The 17,896-nt window shown below is 38.0% G+C and carries 14 protein-coding genes and 1 pseudogene; 12 read left to right on the top strand and 3 right to left on the bottom strand.

Annotated features, from left to right (window positions below; genetic code table 11):
* Window positions 1-96 precede the first annotated feature (96 nt).
* On the top strand, window positions 97-666 hold the full coding sequence (locus tag JFU24_RS28795; RefSeq protein ID WP_201250832.1) for a hypothetical protein: 570 nt from the start codon (window positions 97-99) through the stop codon (window positions 664-666).
* A gap of 1,118 nt (window positions 667-1,784) precedes the next feature.
* On the opposite strand, the gene JFU24_RS28800 is transcribed toward JFU24_RS28795, so the two are convergent.
* Entirely contained in the window at window positions 1,785-2,435 is a 651-nt protein-coding gene (locus JFU24_RS28800; RefSeq protein WP_201185038.1) for a 2OG-Fe(II) oxygenase, read from the bottom strand.
* Window positions 2,436-3,680: 1,245 nt separating this feature from the next.
* On the opposite strand from JFU24_RS28800, the gene JFU24_RS28805 reads away from it, so the two are divergent.
* Together JFU24_RS28805 and JFU24_RS28810 are read left to right on the top strand one after the other, a co-directional pair.
* Complete coding sequence (locus tag JFU24_RS28805; protein ID WP_342214733.1) at window positions 3,681-5,198, top strand: LysM peptidoglycan-binding domain-containing protein; 1,518 nt, start codon at window positions 3,681-3,683, stop codon at window positions 5,196-5,198.
* A gap of 150 nt (window positions 5,199-5,348) precedes the next feature.
* Window positions 5,349-5,594 carry an AbrB/MazE/SpoVT family DNA-binding domain-containing protein gene (locus JFU24_RS28810; RefSeq protein WP_201185035.1) on the top strand — a complete coding sequence of 82 codons (246 nt, stop codon included), beginning with the start codon at window positions 5,349-5,351 and terminating at the stop codon, window positions 5,592-5,594.
* A 315-nt stretch (window positions 5,595-5,909) separates the two neighbouring features.
* Here JFU24_RS28810 and JFU24_RS28815 read toward each other — a convergent pair whose 3' ends face one another.
* Entirely contained in the window at window positions 5,910-7,742 is a 1,833-nt protein-coding gene (locus JFU24_RS28815) for a sigma 54-interacting transcriptional regulator (RefSeq protein ID WP_201250833.1), read from the bottom strand.
* Window positions 7,743-7,936: 194 nt separating this feature from the next.
* On the opposite strand from JFU24_RS28815, the gene JFU24_RS28820 reads away from it, so the two are divergent.
* The 8 genes from JFU24_RS28820 (at window position 7,937) to JFU24_RS28855 (ending at window position 16,368) form a co-directional block, all read left to right on the top strand.
* Complete coding sequence (locus tag JFU24_RS28820; protein WP_141521338.1) at window positions 7,937-8,140, top strand: hypothetical protein; 204 nt, start codon at window positions 7,937-7,939, stop codon at window positions 8,138-8,140.
* Window positions 8,141-8,225: 85 nt separating this feature from the next.
* Entirely contained in the window at window positions 8,226-9,638 is a 1,413-nt protein-coding gene (locus JFU24_RS28825; RefSeq protein WP_201250834.1) for a cytosine permease, read from the top strand.
* A 47-nt stretch (window positions 9,639-9,685) separates the two neighbouring features.
* Complete coding sequence (locus tag JFU24_RS28830) at window positions 9,686-10,675, top strand: heme-dependent oxidative N-demethylase family protein (protein WP_201250835.1); 990 nt, start codon at window positions 9,686-9,688, stop codon at window positions 10,673-10,675.
* Between the two features lie 13 nt (window positions 10,676-10,688).
* Entirely contained in the window at window positions 10,689-11,210 is a 522-nt protein-coding gene (locus JFU24_RS28835) for a hypothetical protein (protein ID WP_201250836.1), read from the top strand.
* Between the two features lie 5 nt (window positions 11,211-11,215).
* Window positions 11,216-12,181: a PDR/VanB family oxidoreductase gene (locus JFU24_RS28840; protein ID WP_242485412.1), complete on the top strand. Its 966-nt coding sequence runs from the start codon at window positions 11,216-11,218 to the stop codon at window positions 12,179-12,181.
* A 52-nt stretch (window positions 12,182-12,233) separates the two neighbouring features.
* Complete coding sequence (locus JFU24_RS28845) at window positions 12,234-13,727, top strand: aldehyde dehydrogenase family protein (RefSeq protein ID WP_201224289.1); 1,494 nt, start codon at window positions 12,234-12,236, stop codon at window positions 13,725-13,727.
* 958 nt (window positions 13,728-14,685) lie between these two features.
* Window positions 14,686-15,312 carry a fumarylacetoacetate hydrolase family protein gene (locus JFU24_RS28850; protein ID WP_201224291.1) on the top strand — a complete coding sequence of 209 codons (627 nt, stop codon included), beginning with the start codon at window positions 14,686-14,688 and terminating at the stop codon, window positions 15,310-15,312.
* A 96-nt stretch (window positions 15,313-15,408) separates the two neighbouring features.
* Window positions 15,409-16,368, top strand: coding sequence for a D-2-hydroxyacid dehydrogenase (locus JFU24_RS28855; RefSeq protein WP_201250837.1), 960 nt, complete (start codon window positions 15,409-15,411; stop codon window positions 16,366-16,368).
* Between the two features lie 1,080 nt (window positions 16,369-17,448).
* Here the strand turns inward: JFU24_RS28855 and JFU24_RS28860 are convergent.
* A pseudogene (locus JFU24_RS28860) lies at window positions 17,449-17,562 on the bottom strand (YjcZ family sporulation protein); the annotation flags it as partial.
* 118 nt (window positions 17,563-17,680) lie between these two features.
* Here JFU24_RS28860 and JFU24_RS28865 point away from each other — a divergent pair.
* Window positions 17,681-17,821, top strand: a complete 141-nt coding sequence (locus tag JFU24_RS28865) for a hypothetical protein (RefSeq protein ID WP_201250839.1) — start codon at window positions 17,681-17,683, stop codon at window positions 17,819-17,821.
* Window positions 17,822-17,896 lie beyond the last annotated feature (75 nt).

Genomic DNA, 17,896 nt, shown 5'->3' on the forward strand with positions numbered 1-17,896 from the left:
TTTTACTTAGTGACTCTTCTAAGTATATGTTTTTCAATATCCCTGGAAATATCATTCTATAGTTACAAATTTTTAAAAAAAGGAGACGTTTAGGGGATGTGCCCAATTAACAATGGTAATGAAAGAATACAGTCTAATGAAAGTTCTATGTTGTCCCGTGAAGAGATAAAATCCATTGAATCCTGGATATCTCAAATGGGAAAATACCAATTTTTTAAAACGGCAAAACAAAAAATGGTTACTGCTAAAAAAACTCTAAAATTCAAGTATAAAATGATTGGATATGGTTATAACAGAATTGTCTATGATCTCAATAATGGCTATATCTTAAAAATTGCACTGTGTGAAGTAGGATTAATAGGCAACGCAAATGAAGCATACATTTATTATAACTGCAATGAGGAAGCCCAAAAGTACCTATGTCCGGTTAAGGAGTTTGGGTCTGGCTGGATTATTATGAAGAAGATGGGCACAAAAGTGCCACTTGCAATCATGGAATATACGAAACTAATCGAGTTGGAATTAAAATTCCTAAGATACGGCATTATTCCAATAGATTTGCGGTTAGATAATGTCGCATTTTCCGAGGATAATGAAATGGTTGTCATTGATTACGGCCTATTCACCATGGATCTCAAAAGCCCTGTGTTGCGTTGGTTCGATTGACGATGGGGGGAATGACCCAATCAAATGGTGCTGCTGACAGCATAAGATTTTTTATCGGTTCATTAGCAAATGAAGCATAGATGACAGCCATTGGGCTTCCAAGACAGGAATCCCAGAATAGGAATCTCTTCCGCTCTAGAATGCCTTAACGACTTCTGTAGCCCTTCTGAATATAATCCACAATATAGTTATTCATGCTGGTATATCCATCTTCATACCCATAAAGGTCGGCACCAATTAGAAATGAAACCCCGGTTACTGTTTTCCTAGTTTTAAAAGTAGGGATGGAAAATGTTCTTGATCTATTCACCCGGTATGGAATCATCCAGCTGGAAACACATGACTTAGGGATGGCTTCACAGGTGTTTGCGTTGTTTTGTCTTATTTAAAACAAATGGATGTTGGACAAGTAAGGGAATATTAACTAGATTACTAACTTTTTTTTCATCTTGAGGGACTAGCCGTTACAAGTAAGGACATTCATTAATAAAATAAAGAAAAGATGAAAGGAGTGTTATTTATGAGAAGAAGAATTCGCATCAGAAACCCTTTTTTTCGTTTATTAAAAGAGAGCCAGTTACTTCACTCGAGTATTGTTGATCAACATATTGAATTCTTACGTAAAGTAAGAGACTCTATAAAGTAAAGAGTCAGTTCTAGCTGGGGATAACAAAAACTGAAGACTACAACCAGCCGCCCTAGAAGTTGGTTGTGGTTTTTAGATATAAGCCCAGTTTTCTAGATGTATAGTCGCATTACTTCTCGATTGAGTTGTTTTGACTTAACCATAATTTCAAAGAAACGCTTTGTGAAGAATATATGATTGAAACTTCAAAACCTAATTCAAACCATATTGAAATTTTCCAAGTTACTAATAAACATGGTGTAGGAAACTAGTGTTATGTAATTTCGTTCAATGAAAATATTGATGGTAAAGAGTTACCTTTACTTACTTCTCTAGGACACGCCGTAGGTTATGGCTTTCCTTCCATCGTTTCGTGTATACCCAACAAACTTAGAGTTAATATTGTTTCATGGACACATTTTAGTTAGTCCTTACAATGATTTTTGAAAGGATGTGTCTGTCTTGGAACGAAAGAATTCAGGTAAAAAATATACTATTTTTGTCTTCTCATCCATTGTGTTGCAACCCATTTTTCGCCAGTTATAACTGGCGCTCCACCATGTAATGTTAGTTCGTTTATGTTTTTATCAGTATAGAAATATTCGAAATACACCGCCATTCCTTTTCGTGGGGATACTGAAAGATTTAGTTTAGGAAAAAAAGTTTCTCCTCCATGCTCCACATCATTTAAGTACATGACGATTGTGCTAATTCTATTATTTTTTGTTGCTTTACTTGAAGATGTAAAAAAATCAAAATGAGCTTTATACTCTTGACCAGGAGTATATTTAAGAATTTGAATACCATCCCCATGTTCAATGGGTATATTCATAATAGATGATACTCTTTTTTCAATTTTGGTAATGATGTCATTTTCATTATCTTGAAAATACATACTACTACTTGTTCTTATCTCATTTACTTCGTGTGTAACTCCAATTTTAGAACGATGCATTTTGTCTTTTGACAATCTAATTAGTTCGTCACATTCTTCGTCACTCAAAACATTTCCTAAAATTACTATTAGTGGTTCTTCTAATCTAGCAATTATATTAATTTCTCTATCTTCTGTTTTGATTTTATTTCCAATGTGATTAAAAATAGTTTGTTCTTTACTAATTGATTTTTTACTATCAATTGTCAACTTTCATCGACTCCTTAAAAGATTTAATTTTCAGAATGATTAATTTGTTTTGTTTCTGTAAGAGATTATCTATGATAATTATATCACGAACCCCATTATATAACTGTTTCTTATTCAATTAACGGGTGCGTCGTATTATAAGGTCGACCAGTAAAAATTACTGGTTGACCTTTTTTTAATAGATTCTATGATATCAGTATCCTGGGGAGGACGTACGGGTGCGTGCGATGTTTACGAATTTGTGTGTGCTTTATTACAAAGAGGATTTTGACCCTCATGAAATTAGAGAAATTCACCTTTAGACCTTCGGAATTTGTCAAGACAACAGAAAATCGTAACGAATATATTGATATTAAAGGAATATCCCACTTCAGAGGACGGATTAACAGCAGGGCAAAGTAGACTAGCAAAAAAATAATGGACTCCGCATCTCGAAATCCATTGTTTCGTAAATAATCTCATAAATCCTTTGTTTTTTAAGGAGAGTTGGTTAAGAAAAAACTTTGTAATAACTCTAAATTGCTTTCCGAATATTATCTATTATTTTTGTTTGTATAATCCGGCCAAGTGGTGAGGAACTCTAATTCTCTAAGGCATTATTTTATTGAATTTATTGTATTTAAGACGCAACGAAACTTGAATAATAGCAGTATACAGTACGGTACAACAAGTAGCAGGTGCAATCGGTACAGCTATTTTTGTTACATTAATGACAACGTATGCTTGCAGATCGTACGACAGAACTAAGTCATACAATGGATGCTGCAATAGCAGGCTAACAAGTTTTACTGGATGCCATTAACTATACCTCACTTGTAACAATTGGATTAGCTATTGTTGCAACAATTTTCTCACTCTTTATCCGTAAACATATGCACGAAGAAATTTAAAATGGGGAGTCTATACTTCTATGAAAAATAATTGCCTTATTTATAAAACCTTAAATACGAATTTTAAAAGAGTAATCATAATTCAAAGAAATAGAGTTAAGTACTATAGTGGCTTTTATTATGTGTAGACCAATTTATAGTAATAGATTATGAAACTTCGAATCTTAAACAAATGGGGGCATTGATCCAAGAACGGTTAATGCTCTTTATTTGTACTAACGGTACAGGATTGTAAATAAAAAGAGTTTAAAATATAGGAAATAACTTTTCCACAAAGTACCTCTATTTTATAACTATTCTCCATAGTAAACTAGTAAAGTTAAATTTATCAAAATTTAAGGAGAATAAAATAATAGTGAAAAAATTCTTTGGATGTCTTATTATGTTCTGCCTTCTTTGTATTTGTCTCTTTCCAACCAGTGGTAAAGCATCAAGTAATACACTTTACATAGGTTCTGTTAAAGCGGGTACTACAAAGGTTTATAGTTCTCCTAAACTAGGTTCCACTATACTAATGACCTTAAAAAAAGTTGAGGAGTTTCCCATCATTTCTTCTGTCGTTGGAGATTCTACGAAGCCTATTATACATAAAGTAAAGACTGGAAACACATTATGGAAAGTAGCAAATCAATATGGAGTTTCAGTAAGTGAGTTACAGAAAGAAAACAAATTAACCTCTTCCGAAATTAATGTTGGCCAAAACCTGAAGATTCCCCAAAAGTATAAGATCCATAAGGTTGTATCAGGAGATACATTGTGGAAGATTTCTACTAAATATGAGGTAACCACAAGTGATTTGACGAAATTAAATAACTTACGAACAGTTACCCTTAAAGTTGGTCAAAAATTGAAGATTCCCGATTATTACTACCAGGTTCAACTGCTTGATGGTAAAAAGGGATGGATAAAGAAATCTCTACTTCAAAAAAAGAAGCAAAGCCTTATCGTCATGGGCTGGAAGCATAATGGATCGAAAGAAAACTACACCCAACAACTTAAACACCCCAATTTAAATGTAGTATCTCCTCGTTCCTATACGCTGAAGGATTCCGGTAATTTCGTATCCGCTTCTGTCGATACAAAATACGTTCAATACGCTCATAAACAAGGAAAACAAGTTTGGCAACTTATCGGTAATAAATTTGACCCTGTTTTAACTGGTTCTATACTAGGCAGTACAAAAAAACGTCAAAAATTAGTTTCAGCTTTACGTGATTCACTTGTTAAAACTAAAAGTGATGGAATAAATGTAGATTTTGAAAACATCGATCCAAAAAATAAGAAGGACTTTGTACTTTTCATAGGCGAACTAAAAAAGGCCCTAAAACCACATGGTATTAAACTATCGGTGGATGTCACTCGAGAAAATGACGACCCTTTTTGGTCAAAAAGTCTAGATAGGAAAGAACTTGGCAAAATAGCAGACTATATAATCATAATGGGTTATGACGAGCATTGGGGAGGGAGCCCAGTAGCCGGGTCCGTTTCCTCGTTACCATGGATCAAAGAAGGAACTAAGCTTTTAATGAAAGAAGTACCTGCTCATAAGATAATATTGGCTGTACCATTTTATACGAGAGAATGGGTAACCGATCTATCGACCAATAAAGTGAAAAGTCATGACCGTACCATGGCTGAGGTCAACAAAATCATTTCATCTCATGGACTTAAAAAGGTATGGGATAAAAAGACATCACAAAATTACGTGGAGTATACTTCCAAAGGGAAAAAGCATCAAATATGGATAGAAGATAAAAAATCGATGAAGCTTCGGCTTGATCTGGTAAAACAAAATCATTTAGGCGGTGTATCTGCTTGGTACATTGGATCAGAAACACCTGACATTTGGGATGTATTTCATTTTAATCATTAGTGTAACAGAAAAACCTTCGAATAATGGAGGCTGTTCAGCTTGTAGAATACGGTCCTTTTTAGGGTCTAAATCTGCAAGCTTTTTTTGTGTAATTAAAAATAACAAATTACAGATAAAAGTAGTATAAACAATTTGAAGGAGGAATGAATAATGGCCATTAGGAAATTAACTAAAGTCGCCAATAGCTTGGGTATTACGTTTCCAGTTGAAATGTTGAAAACTGCAAATTTAGCTTTTGGAGACGAATTAGAAGTTGAGTTCAAGGGTGAAGAAATCATTTTAAGGAAAAATAAAAATGTGAAATTACCTAAAGGTGTAGATGTAGAATTTATGGAAATATTTCCAAACGTTATTAAAGGACATGACGAAGCATTCAAGGGATTGGTGGATAGATAATATGACGTTGGATAATTATCTATTTTTCCACTAATCAAATTATTGCTATCGATGCCATTCAATAAAAGTTTATTCTCCTACTGAATCAATCGGAGTAAAAGATCCAGGTTTCCTTGATTCTGTATTGAGCAGACCCAGACAAACTGTTAAGACCTCTCTTAATTTCCTTTATACCCTTAATATTGTATATGAATGTTAATAACGAAAAAGCTGACTACAAAAGCCCGGTCAAGACGGCTCCTTTAATCAGCTTTTCTTTTTTCGCTATAGCATCCAACCAGTTTGAATTAATTCCGACATGACTGTATCCTGAAATCAAACATGTATATTGAGTTGCTTACGGAGTCGTTGCATTTCAGAATTAAAATAGGCTTTACTGTAATCACATCCGACAATAGCAACGATATTGCCGTCATCATCAATAATTGGCGCAAAGCTTGTTTTCCACTCACCGTACCTGTCTTCGTAAATGGGAGTAACACCCGCTTTACCATTAAACGCCTGGTAAGCGACATTAACCATTTCCGGGGGACCAATATATTCTTCCCCCGGTTCAATTACAAAGCCTTTGTCTGCAACGAGGTGAATCAGACGTCCATCCTCCGTCATGATAAATATAAAGACCCATTCAATTACGCCTTCCTTTTCTTGAATCATGGTAAGCTTTTGTTTTAATTTCTGGGAATAGGAAGTTTGCCGGTTCATATTTTTTTGTAGACTGATAACCTCTTCAGCTGGAATGATAGCTGCGGTTACAGCGGCAACGGAACGAAGCCGTTGATTTATTTGTTCTTCCAAAATGGCCCGTTTATTCACTGGTGAAAAGCGTGCCTCTTCAATTTTATTACGTAATTTTTTATATTTCCTACTCATCGTCGGCTGGCTGACTTCCAATACCTTTGCCGCTAGTTTTAATGATTTGTATTGTTCCATTGCCATGTTGATCAGTTGTTCCTCCACAAGTTCGACTGCTTCTTGCAAAGGCATTAGAAAATCGATAACAGGTAGTGAAGTGGGTTTGGGCCCTTTAAAAGGGAGGACCTCTTTAACCAAAGCAACATCCACTTCCGGTATTCGGCTTGTAATCACAAGCCTCTCAACTGTATTTTCAAGTTCGCGCACGTTACCGGGCCATTGATAGATACATAGCAAGTCGATTGCATCCGGGGTGACGGCTACATTTCGATTGTACAGTGTATTGTACTTTTGTAAAAAAAATTGAACCAGGTGAGGGATTTCATCTACACGATTCCTAAGCGGCGGAAGATGGATAGGTACGACATGAAGACGATAATATAAGTCTTCTCGAAATTCACCTTTTTTCACCATTTTTTCGAGCGATTTATTTGTTGCGGCAATCACTTGAATATCAACAGGGTGTGAGGTCGTACTTCCTATTGGTGTGACCACGCGTTCCTGAAGGACGCGAAGCAGTTTTACCTGTACGTTAAGCGGTAACTCGCCCACTTCATCCAAGAATAAGATACCCTTATGGGCCAGTGTGAATTTCCCTTTGGCGCCGTCTTTCCGTGCGCTGGTAAAAGCCCCTTCTACATAGCCAAACAGTTCGCTTTCAATCAGGTTTTCCGGGATGGCGCCGCAATTGACAGGTATAAATGGACCGTCGCTTCTGTTACCCATATTATGTATGGCCCTGGCGGCTATTTCCTTTCCTACACCGGATTCCCCCAATAAAAGGACTGTTGCGCTGACATCACAAACCATTTGCATTTTATGAAGAACATCAAGCATGGGTTTACTGCGGATCACAAATGGAAAAGATGGCTTCTTTGATTCCAACAAAGGCCCCGATTGCCTCATTGATGTATCTGGATAAGAGTCTTTAATTTCTTTGTAGGCCCAGACCCATGCCCCAGATTCAATCGGGTACGCCGTCATCAGCATCTCTGGCCCCTGCCATGAGGGCTGCATGAAAGATCTTTTTTCATTTTTGCCCATTACCTCTTCTGCCAAGCTTGTAGAAAATAAATCTTGTTCAACATCCTTGATGGAACCACCGACATTAGCGGATTTGACTGTATGGAATAATGAATTCCCTGTTCCAATCGATTTCAGTATGGTGCCATTATTATCTGTCACAATAAGCTGATCGTAAATAGACAAGAGTGCAGAGGTGAAGTGATCCATTTATGTCTACCTGCCTTTCATTAAACTTCATAGTTTTATATTACAGAAATTTCACAATTGTTCAATAGTTTCAAAAATGAATATTCTTCCTATTGAAAACCCTGTAAGCATAGTGTTTCTGATTGGCATGGTAATTGCTATAAAGTAAAGAGAAGGGACTAAAATGCATGCTTGCAAAGGAGGGAGAAGCTATTTTGAATAAAGAGAATCAGTTTCAACAGAATATCAATTCTGAAGATCCCTTTATTAAAAACCTATATTCAGATTTGAATGAGCGGATCAATGCGTATGAGCAGGAAGATGCCGTGAAAATCGACAAAATGAAATGGAAGGATGCGACAGGTTCTATTTTTTTCATGATTTTAATCATCGTTTACCTCGTCTATTCACTTGTTTAAAGTAGTTTTGTTTAGATTACCCAAAACAATAACAGCCTTATTTACAAGCAATACAATCATTATTTTATAGTTGGGAGAGAAGCGTGTGAGTAAAGAGAATTCCTCCATTTCAAAGGATGTGGCCTTTGGCTTTTTACCGGCAAGTAAAAATGACCGGATTTTTAATCTTCGGGATTTAATTTTAGTTCAGGTTGTTATTGGCCTCTCATCTTTTGGGCTGTTAACTGGTGGATACACAGGTACAATGCTTGATGCGAAGCAGTCACTCGCAGCGATTTTATTCGGTAACGCCTTCCCTATGCTGTTGATTGTTCCCATTACCCTTTATTTTGCGCGTTATGGCATAGACACTTTTGTAGGGTTTCGAAGTTCACTAGGGTATCTAGGATCCAATATCTTTTTCTTTGTTTTTCTTATTTTAACTCTCGGCTACATTTCCATTGCGCTTTTTATGTCTGGACAGGCTTTAGTAGAGGCTGCTAATTGGATGGGGATGCCCGCCATTTTCTCAAGCCAAGCAACGGGAGCGCCGTTTTTCTCGATTTTACTCTTTATCTGTGCATTTCTTGTAACGGTGAGGGGACCGGTAGCGATTCAAAAATATACCGCAGTAGCCGTTCCGGTTTTTATGGTTCTCATGTTTGGCCTTCTCGCAATAGTCTTGTTTGGACAGGGATTCACGAAAGTTGCCAATATACTTCCTTCTGAACCGTTTGAAACGACTTCTCGATCATTCGCTACAGCCCTGGAATTAAATATCGGTCTCGGCTTTTCATGGCTTCCGTACCTTGGCCAATACAGTCGTTTATCTAAAACAGAAGGAGGCGCATTTAAAGCAGGATTCTACAGCTTTGGAATCATCGTCTGTATCGCTGCATTAGTCGGGGCCCTTGCTACATTAGTCGCTGGATCACTTAATCCTTCTGACTGGATGTTTTCAATTGCAGGAAGTTGGGGCGGATTCATTGGCTTGATTTTACTTTCGGTAGGGAATGTCGGTGCAGCCATTTTCCTTATGTACTCACAAGCTGTCAGCTTTAAAACTGTATTCCCGAAAAAGTCATGGATGATTGCGATGGGTACAACGGTACCGACTATATTCCTACTTCTAAGCTCAACGTTCTACGATGCATTTGGTTCATTCATTGCTGTCATTTCTTTTATTATGGCTGTTCTTGGCGGCATTGTCGTTGCAGATTACTTTTTTGTAAAGCGCCAACGCATTTCGATAAGGGATTTGTATGACACGCAAGGCTCTTATACCTATTGGAAGGGCATTAACCCGTCGGCCGTTCTCACGGTGGTCATAGGAACGATCGTTTACTGGGCACTCTATAATCCATTGACTTTTGAAGCAAGTGACTTTTTCCTTTATACGGCTGCCGGAATTCCAACATACTTTGTCGCTTTAGTCACTTACTATGTTTCATCTAAATACATTTTCCGTTATGAAGTTGACATGGAGCGTCCATCCGTTGAATTAAAGGAAGCTAAATAGAAAAAAACGCACTTTAAAGAATCTAGGGAACGAGAGGAGATTGTTCAATGTTTACACAAAGTTTAGATTTCAAAACAACTGATTTAGATACATTCCCATTTCCATTCACTTCAGGTAACTATCGTTATTCAAACGACCTGAAAAGACTCTCAAACATTAACTGTATTGAAGTTACACCAGAATACAAACTCCAAGTGGGAACGAAGCGTCGTCTCCTTCAAGAACAGCCGCATATAAGGTTTCAATCTTTTTCACACACATTAGAAATGCAATGGGAAGTATTGGAAATGCTAATCGACATGGCAACTGATCGCTATCCGGAGCATTTCGAGGTCATTAAAGATGGAGACAACTGGACCTTCAAGAACCACATTTTCGGGGAATCCGATTCATTTGTGTATGGCGATGCCAGCACACTTCCAAATGAGCCGCTTGATTATATAGGCCGCCATTTCCACAATGATTTTGTTTTAATGGTTCATCGCGATAGTAATTTCTATTTGGAAGTGGGGCAGGTTTCATACGCCGCACTCTTCTCGGCTAACTGGAATAAAGGCATGTCTTTCGATGAAATCCATGCACCTGTTCCATTTGTATCGCGGAAAGGTGATGAACTGGCAGATCGCGTTCGTAAGTTTTTATTATCCATCGAGCCAGGAAAGCCATGGACACGCATCAACTGGAACCTGATGGCGAACCGTTGGGATGTCAACTATGAAACGATGGATGTGTGGGAGCCGCAGCGTTCTGAGATAACACCAGAAAATGCAGGAAAGCTGGTTCGTTTGCGTGTTGAAGAACAAAAATTTTATCGCATGCCACGAAGCAATGCCATTCTATTCGTATTGAACACACAGTTCCTGCCACTTGAAGATTTGACATTGCGCAAGGAGTGGTTTGATCTGACATATAGCGTGCTGCAGGATATTCCAGAACCTATGGCAGAATACAAAGGGATCGCCCCGTTTCTTCCGCAATCAGTCGAATATTTGAGACGCATTGATGAAGAACAAAAAGCAAAAATAAACAATAAGTAGGAGGAAGAGGGCCTTGTACAATAGTCCAGTATTGTTTGATAAATCTGTTACGATCGTAAATCAATTTACTCCTCGGAATGAACGAAGAAAGTTTGTCGTCATTTCAGATCAAGCCGGATACGAAAGGGCTAAGAGTTTCACTTCTGAAATCGCAGGTACAGTGCCTGTCGAATATCTTTCTATTAACGGAATGCAAGATAAAGAGGAGATTAAGAGATTCATCTTGTCACAAAAGATGGGCACACAATTTTATATTGCGGCTGCATGGAACAATGCCGTTATGGTCTTCTCGCTGGGGGTAGAAGCTGGTCTATCTGAAGCTGAGATCCAGACGGTGATTATCGGGCCTAAACGACGTTACGTATATTGCATGAAATGTTTCGAAGTGTCGGAAGTCGAAGAAGAAGCAGAGATTGCAGAATGTGACCATTGCAGAGCCAGTCTTGAAATAGGTCCTTTTTATTCAATCGTACGGGAAGGCTATATTGGTTACCCATTCATCCCAATCGGAAAAGAAGAAGAAGTAGGGAGCTGAACATCATGCGGGTAGTAGGAAATATTCAAATGAAAGTAAATAAGATCATTCAAGAAACTCCATTCGTGAAACAGTTCGAGTTAATTCCAGTTGATGGAAAACCGTTGCCTGCATTTACAGGCGGTGCGCATTTGACCACTTTCATGCCGGCCAGGGATACGATTTTCGAGAGAGAATATTCCCTTATCAGCAACCCAAGGGACCGTAAAAAATATGCAATTTCCATTCGGCGTGATGAGACGTCACGCGGAGGTTCTGCTTTCTGGCATGAACATGTAAAGGTAGATTCCAGGTTGGAAGTCAGTTTCCCTAAAAACAACTTCCCTCTCAGCTTTCGAGCTAAGCATCATGCTTTTTATGCAGCTGGAATTGGCATCACCCCATTTCTGGCAATGATGGAAGACATGGCTGCCGATGGGCAAACCTTCGAACTCCATTATGCAGCACGCACACCGGAATTATGTCCTTTTTATGATCTGCTGAAAGCCAAATATCCTGATCAATGTACCTTTTATTTTTCGCAGGCAGAAGACAAACGCAGAATGTTACCAGAGACGATGATGGATCATCGCATTGGCACACATGTATATTTTTGCGGACCACTCGAGATGGTACAAGAGTATCGAAAAGCTGCCAGTTCATATGGTTATCCGGAACACGCGATCCACTTCGAATTATTTGCGACAAAAAATGATGGGCCGCAAGAACCTTTCATTGTCGATCTTACAGACAGCGATCGGTCCATTCACGTTCATGAAGGTGAAACACTGCTTGATGCGCTTTTAAGGGAAGGAATTGATGCACCTTATTCTTGTAAAGTGGGCGGGTGCGGAAGTTGTGAGATAGATGTTGCAGAAGGTGAAGTGGATCACCGGGATAACTTCCTTAGCGAAGAAAACCGTCAAACACGCAAGTCAATCCTGACTTGCTGCTCACGTGCGAAGGACGACAGACTTGTCTTAAAACTTTAACGATTCCGTACAGGTAAAATTTAAAAAATAATGAAAACCGGAGGCATAAAACATGACAATTTTAGAAACGGCAGTTTTAGAGCTTAAAAATTACATCGACGGTAAGTGGCAGACCTCATCTTCATATGAAGTAATCCCGGTAATTAATCCTGCAACACAGGAAGTCATTGCAAGGGCTCCGCGTGCTACCAAGGAAGATACAGAAAATGCAATCTCAGTAGCGAAAGCAGCTTTTGAAAGTGGAATCTGGTCAGGTCTAACAGCACAGGAGCGTGCTTCCTACCTATATAAAATTGCGGATAAAATTGATGAACGTGCGGAAGAGTTAACGATTCTTGAAACAATGGACAACGGGAAACTTAAAGCAGAGGCGGGCTTCGATATTGCCGATGCCGCCGCGTGTTTCCGTTACTACGCTGGCTTAATCCTTCATCCAGAAGGTGAAACTTACCAAGTTCCCGGTCCCGTGCAAGCGATGGTTGTTCGTGAGCCAGTAGGTGTAGCCGGTTTGATTGTACCTTGGAATTTCCCTCTTTTAATGAGTGTCTGGAAAATCGCACCCGCCCTTGCGGCAGGTAACACCATTGTATATAAACCGGCTGAATTGACACCTGTAACAGCAATGAAATTATTTGAAATCCTAGAGGAAGTAGGTATCCCTAAAGGTGTGGCTAATATGGTGATGGGCCGCGGCACTGTTGTCGGTCAGACCATTGCAGAAAGTAAGGATGTTGACATTGTTTCATTTACAGGAAGTACGGATGTTGGCCGCTCTATCATGAAAGCGGCCGCGGGCAACTTAAAGAAAATTTCCCTTGAGCTTGGCGGTAAATCGCCTAACATCGTTTTTGCAGATGCAGATTTAGAGACAGCCGTCGATTACGGATTATTTGGCATCTTCTTCGGTGCCGGTCAAGTATGTTCATCAGGTAGCCGAATTCTAGTTGAAGAAAGTATTTATGATGAATATGTAAAACGCTATGTGGAACGCGCAAATAAAATCAAAGTTGGACCTGGCCTTGCAGAAGACAGCAATATGGGGGCAATTGTCAGCGAAGCGCAAATGAATAGCATTTTGAACTATATTGAAATCGGGAAACAGGAAGGTGCGACACTTGCAGCAGGCGGTTACCGTCTTGTTGATGAGGGCCTTGACAAAGGATTCTTCATTGCACCGACTGTCTTCACCGATGTAACACCTGACATGCGCATCGTACAAGAGGAAATCTTTGGTCCAGTTGTTGTCATCCAAAAGTTTAAAGATGAAGAAGAAGCTATTAAACTTGCAAATGATACAGACTACGGTCTTGCAGGCGGCGTTTTCTCTAACGATGGGGCTAAAGGACTTCGTGTGATCAAGAAAGTACGGGCAGGCATTACATGGGTAAATGATTATCATCCCACATATGTCGAGGCGCCATGGGGCGGTTACAAACAGAGCGGGATTGGACGCAGTTTAGGAAAATACGGCTTAGACGAATACCAAGAAATTAAACAAATCAACATTAATCTCGATGTAAAGCCGGTCGGATGGTTTCCAAATTAAGTATATAAAATTTGAGAAGTAGCAATCAATTTAATCAAATCAAAAAACCTAATCCAAATACGGATTAGGTTTTTTTCAAATTGTCGATAAACCTTTTAAAGCCCTCAAAAAGGAAGTTAAAGATGTTCTTAATATTTCTTAATCTTATTAATAACTGAGGGCAACTATATGTATTTTAGATCCAGTTTAAAATCATACATAAGCTTATTAAGAAGATAATTATTCCACAAACGGGCCTGAAGATCAGAGCTGTCTTTAAGGCATTAACTTCTTTATATAACTATCGGGGCAGGATAGTTCGACAATCTATTGGGATTTCGTGGTAATTCACGTTAAGGGAGGAGGATGAGAGATGACATACGCAGTAATTATTTTAGTAATTGGAATAATAATAGCTATTTTTCTAAGTATCAAGAAACCAAATAAATCGAAGTACAGCATTTGGGGGATAACTATAATGTTCCCTTTTCTTTTTATAGCTGGGGTAGTCCTTTTTTGGATAGGCGATTGATAAAAGAAATCTAAACAATTTATTTCTTCAATTAAAGGGGCAGTTTTCCTGTTATGAATGAAAATGAGATTTGAACACAAAAAGACCTCTTGATATGATGGAAGTGTCCCAAAGCTCGCCAGCGAAACGGATAAATACATCAAAACCAGGAGGCCAAATATGAAGTATAACCAAAATAAAAAAATCTCTTAAATTACTTCTGAAACACTTTTTGTCGGTGTCGGTATCGCAAAATTCAAACATGTAGCCAGAGCTCAAGACTTTAACAATGCATGTTTTCTATTCGCTTATTCGTAGTCTTTACACATAATTATTAGATTTTTTTGTGTGTTACAATAAAGACATTAGCATACACTGTCTCTTATTTTCTAACGAGAAACTTAGATAAAGAGTAACATTTTAGAATTAAAAGCTATAACACTACATTTATAGAAAGGGGAAAAGAACATGAATGAGATTAGAAATATTTATTGCGTTGGTCGAAACTACGTAGCACATGCAAAGGAATTAAATAATGAGGTACCTACTTCCCCATTTCTATTTTCTAAGCCTACCCATGCCTACATGGAAGCAAATGGTCAAGAGATTTACCTGCCTGGCAATCGTGGTTCTGTCCATTTTGAAACTGAACTTGTCATAAAGATTGGAAGACAACATGAAGTAGGCATGAAGGTAGATGAAGTGATAGAAAGTATGGGGATTGGGATCGATTTTACTTTACGGGAAGTTCAAAGTGAACTTAAGAAAAAGGGGCATCCATGGTTACTTGCAAAAGGGTTCCCTAATTCGGCTATTGTGAGTGAATTCGTTGCTTTTCCAGGAATAGAAGAAATAAAAAAAGTAGATTTCATGCTAATTAAAAATGGGGAGAAGGTTCAGCAAGGAAATATTAAAAATATGATTTTTGATTTGCAGACAATCGTGGATTTCACGGCCCTACACTTTGGATTGGGTGAAGGTGACATAATCTTTACGGGAACACCTGAAGGAGTTGGACCAGTTTTAGACGGAGATCATTTATCATTGGTATGGGATAATAAAGTTCTCGGTGAATGTTGTATTAAATTAGCTTAATTCAGTTTTCTTATATTTTTAACTATTAAATTTATCATAATATGAGATTCTAGATCTCGCTGTGTGGCGTATTTGTATTTAAAAAGGAGCGATTTAATGAGTATAATCCAACCTAATATTCTTGTCTTTAGCCCTATGCAAACAGATGTTGAGACTTATGCTGAAAGTATTCGCAATGATGGGTTTATGTCAGTAAAGACAGCTACAACTTTGGATGAAGTTGAAAAATATTTACCTGGTACTGAAGTTATTTTGGGATGGAACTTCCCCACACATCTACTAAGTAAACCAATTGCCTCATCTGTCCGCTGGTTTCAGTCAATGGGAGCCGGAGTCAATGATTTAATTGAAGACAAATCTATACCTGAGAGCATTATATTAACCCGAATTGTCAACCAATTTGGTACTTATATTTCTGAATATGTATTTTCGTTTCTCTTGTACATAGTGAAAGACAATCCCCGTATGAGACAATCACAAATGGAACGGAGATGGGATCCTTTCATTTCTGAAACTCTGAAAGGGAAAACAATCGGAGTAGCCGGACTCGGATCGATTGGTGCCGAAATTGTACGTAAAGCTCGAGTGTTTGATATGAATGTACATGGATTAAGCTTTAGCGGAAAACAAGCATCATTAGTGGACTGTCACTTTACTCCAGATCAATTGAGTGAATTTGTAAAAGATCTAGATTATTTGGTCCTAACCCTTCCTTTAACGGATTCCACACATCATATTATGACTAGGGACCTCCTTTTAGCAATGAAACCAAAAGCTTGTCTTATCAATGTTGGCCGTGGATTATTAATTGATGAAGAGAATTTAATATCTGTTATGCAATCAGGACATCTTCAGACAGCCATCCTTGATGTTTTTGAGACAGAACCGTTACCTAAAGACCATGTCTTCTGGACAATGCCGAATGTATATGTCACTTCTCATCTGTCAGGACCGAGTACTATTGAAGGCGTAAGCAGTTTTTTTATTGGAAATTTAAAGCGATTTTTAAGTGAACAGCCGTTACATGGATTGGTAGATCGGAAACGAGGATATTAACTAGAAGCATGAATAAACCGCTTTGAATCAATTCATTCAAAACGGTTTATTCATGTCGTCTATTATCTCTTCAGATTTTCCTTTTGTTAAACAACCGTTGAGAAAGACTTCTAGGACAAAGTTAAAAACTTCACTTGCTTTGAATTCACTACCATAGAAATAATTAGACTCAAATGGGCTAATTTTTGTTAGCAGTTATACTGTACGCAAAGCATTATTCGACAATAAAAATGATAAATTTCCGTACGCTAAGGCAGTTCCATAAAGGCACTTTGATTTTGAAATGCCTTTTAGAACTAATTTCCATACTAAATTCAGTTTATCTTGAACAGTACTATAAACGAACGTTATTGGTACTTTGTTGTTATTCCAAGAATTCAACGCTTAGCGTACATTTTAGCCAAAAAGATGGTGGGACCCCTTATAGAAGTTTGGTCAACATTACCAACGTCTGTCTACTTTTTAGTAGAACGGCATTTACTTTACCATTGCTTTATTGTTTACTAGACAATTGAGCAGCTATATTTTGTTGAGAGCCATTCCTGTCCCTTAAAACATTAGGGGGATGGCTTTTTTATTTGTGCGAAACAATAATTACTGACGGTTATAGACCTCTTAAAATCTTTATTAAAAAAGGATTTTTTCGTTTTCTAATTTTTCAATCTACATGTAGACGAGTAGATTTGTAGACTAATCTACATCTTCAGACACTATTTTTCCTATCTGAAAATTTCTAAAAAATTTTTTCATCGGCCTAATCTACATTCTTGATTCATCGCTTCATGAACATCTAGTAAGGGCGATTTTACCTTTTCTCGTAGGTACGCATCATAGTTTTTAAACGCTTTTCCCCAGACGAACAATTCCGGCCAATAGTAGCCAGATCTTCAACTTAGGCCTCCGCTAGTAAAAATACGAAGCAATCAATTAATACTTCAAAATCTGGACGGAATTAGCTTCCGATATAGATGGAAACGAGCAGTTACCGATTTACTGCTTAGTAAACGAAGCCTTTGTCCAACTTCAATTTTTTTCATACTATTTTTAACAACAGGCTCCATATCCGTAATCGCCGCCGCATCCACCAACAAAGCTAGCTCCAACAATGATTAAGAGTATAAACAAAACGACTATAAAGGCGAAACCTCCACCAAATCCAATACCGTCGTCACACCTTGATTCACAACCTGACATACAAAAACCTCTCCCTATTTGTTTTTAAGGAGGAAATTAATTAAATGGGTTAAATCACCTTATGCTCTAATTAGGAAAATGACACAAAGGTCTCCATCTCTGTTCATAGGATAAAATGTTGGAGGTACCTCTTAATGAGCTTACAGGTGCGTTAGCTGAAGATCGGAAAGGCGGCCTTTTGAAGGTATTTGTTTCAAAGCTACATCCGCCCCCATTCGGCACAATCTCAGATGTCCCACACTCTACTGGTGGATCTTAACAACCCCCTTACGATGCAGAGACGCCGAAGCCCATTAAAAAAAGGTTTTCCATTAATAAAAGACCGACTCTATTG

Source organism: Peribacillus sp. TH27 (genome assembly GCF_016650915.1).
In the GTDB taxonomy this organism is placed as follows: Bacteria; Bacillota; Bacilli; order Bacillales; family DSM-1321; genus Peribacillus; species Peribacillus butanolivorans.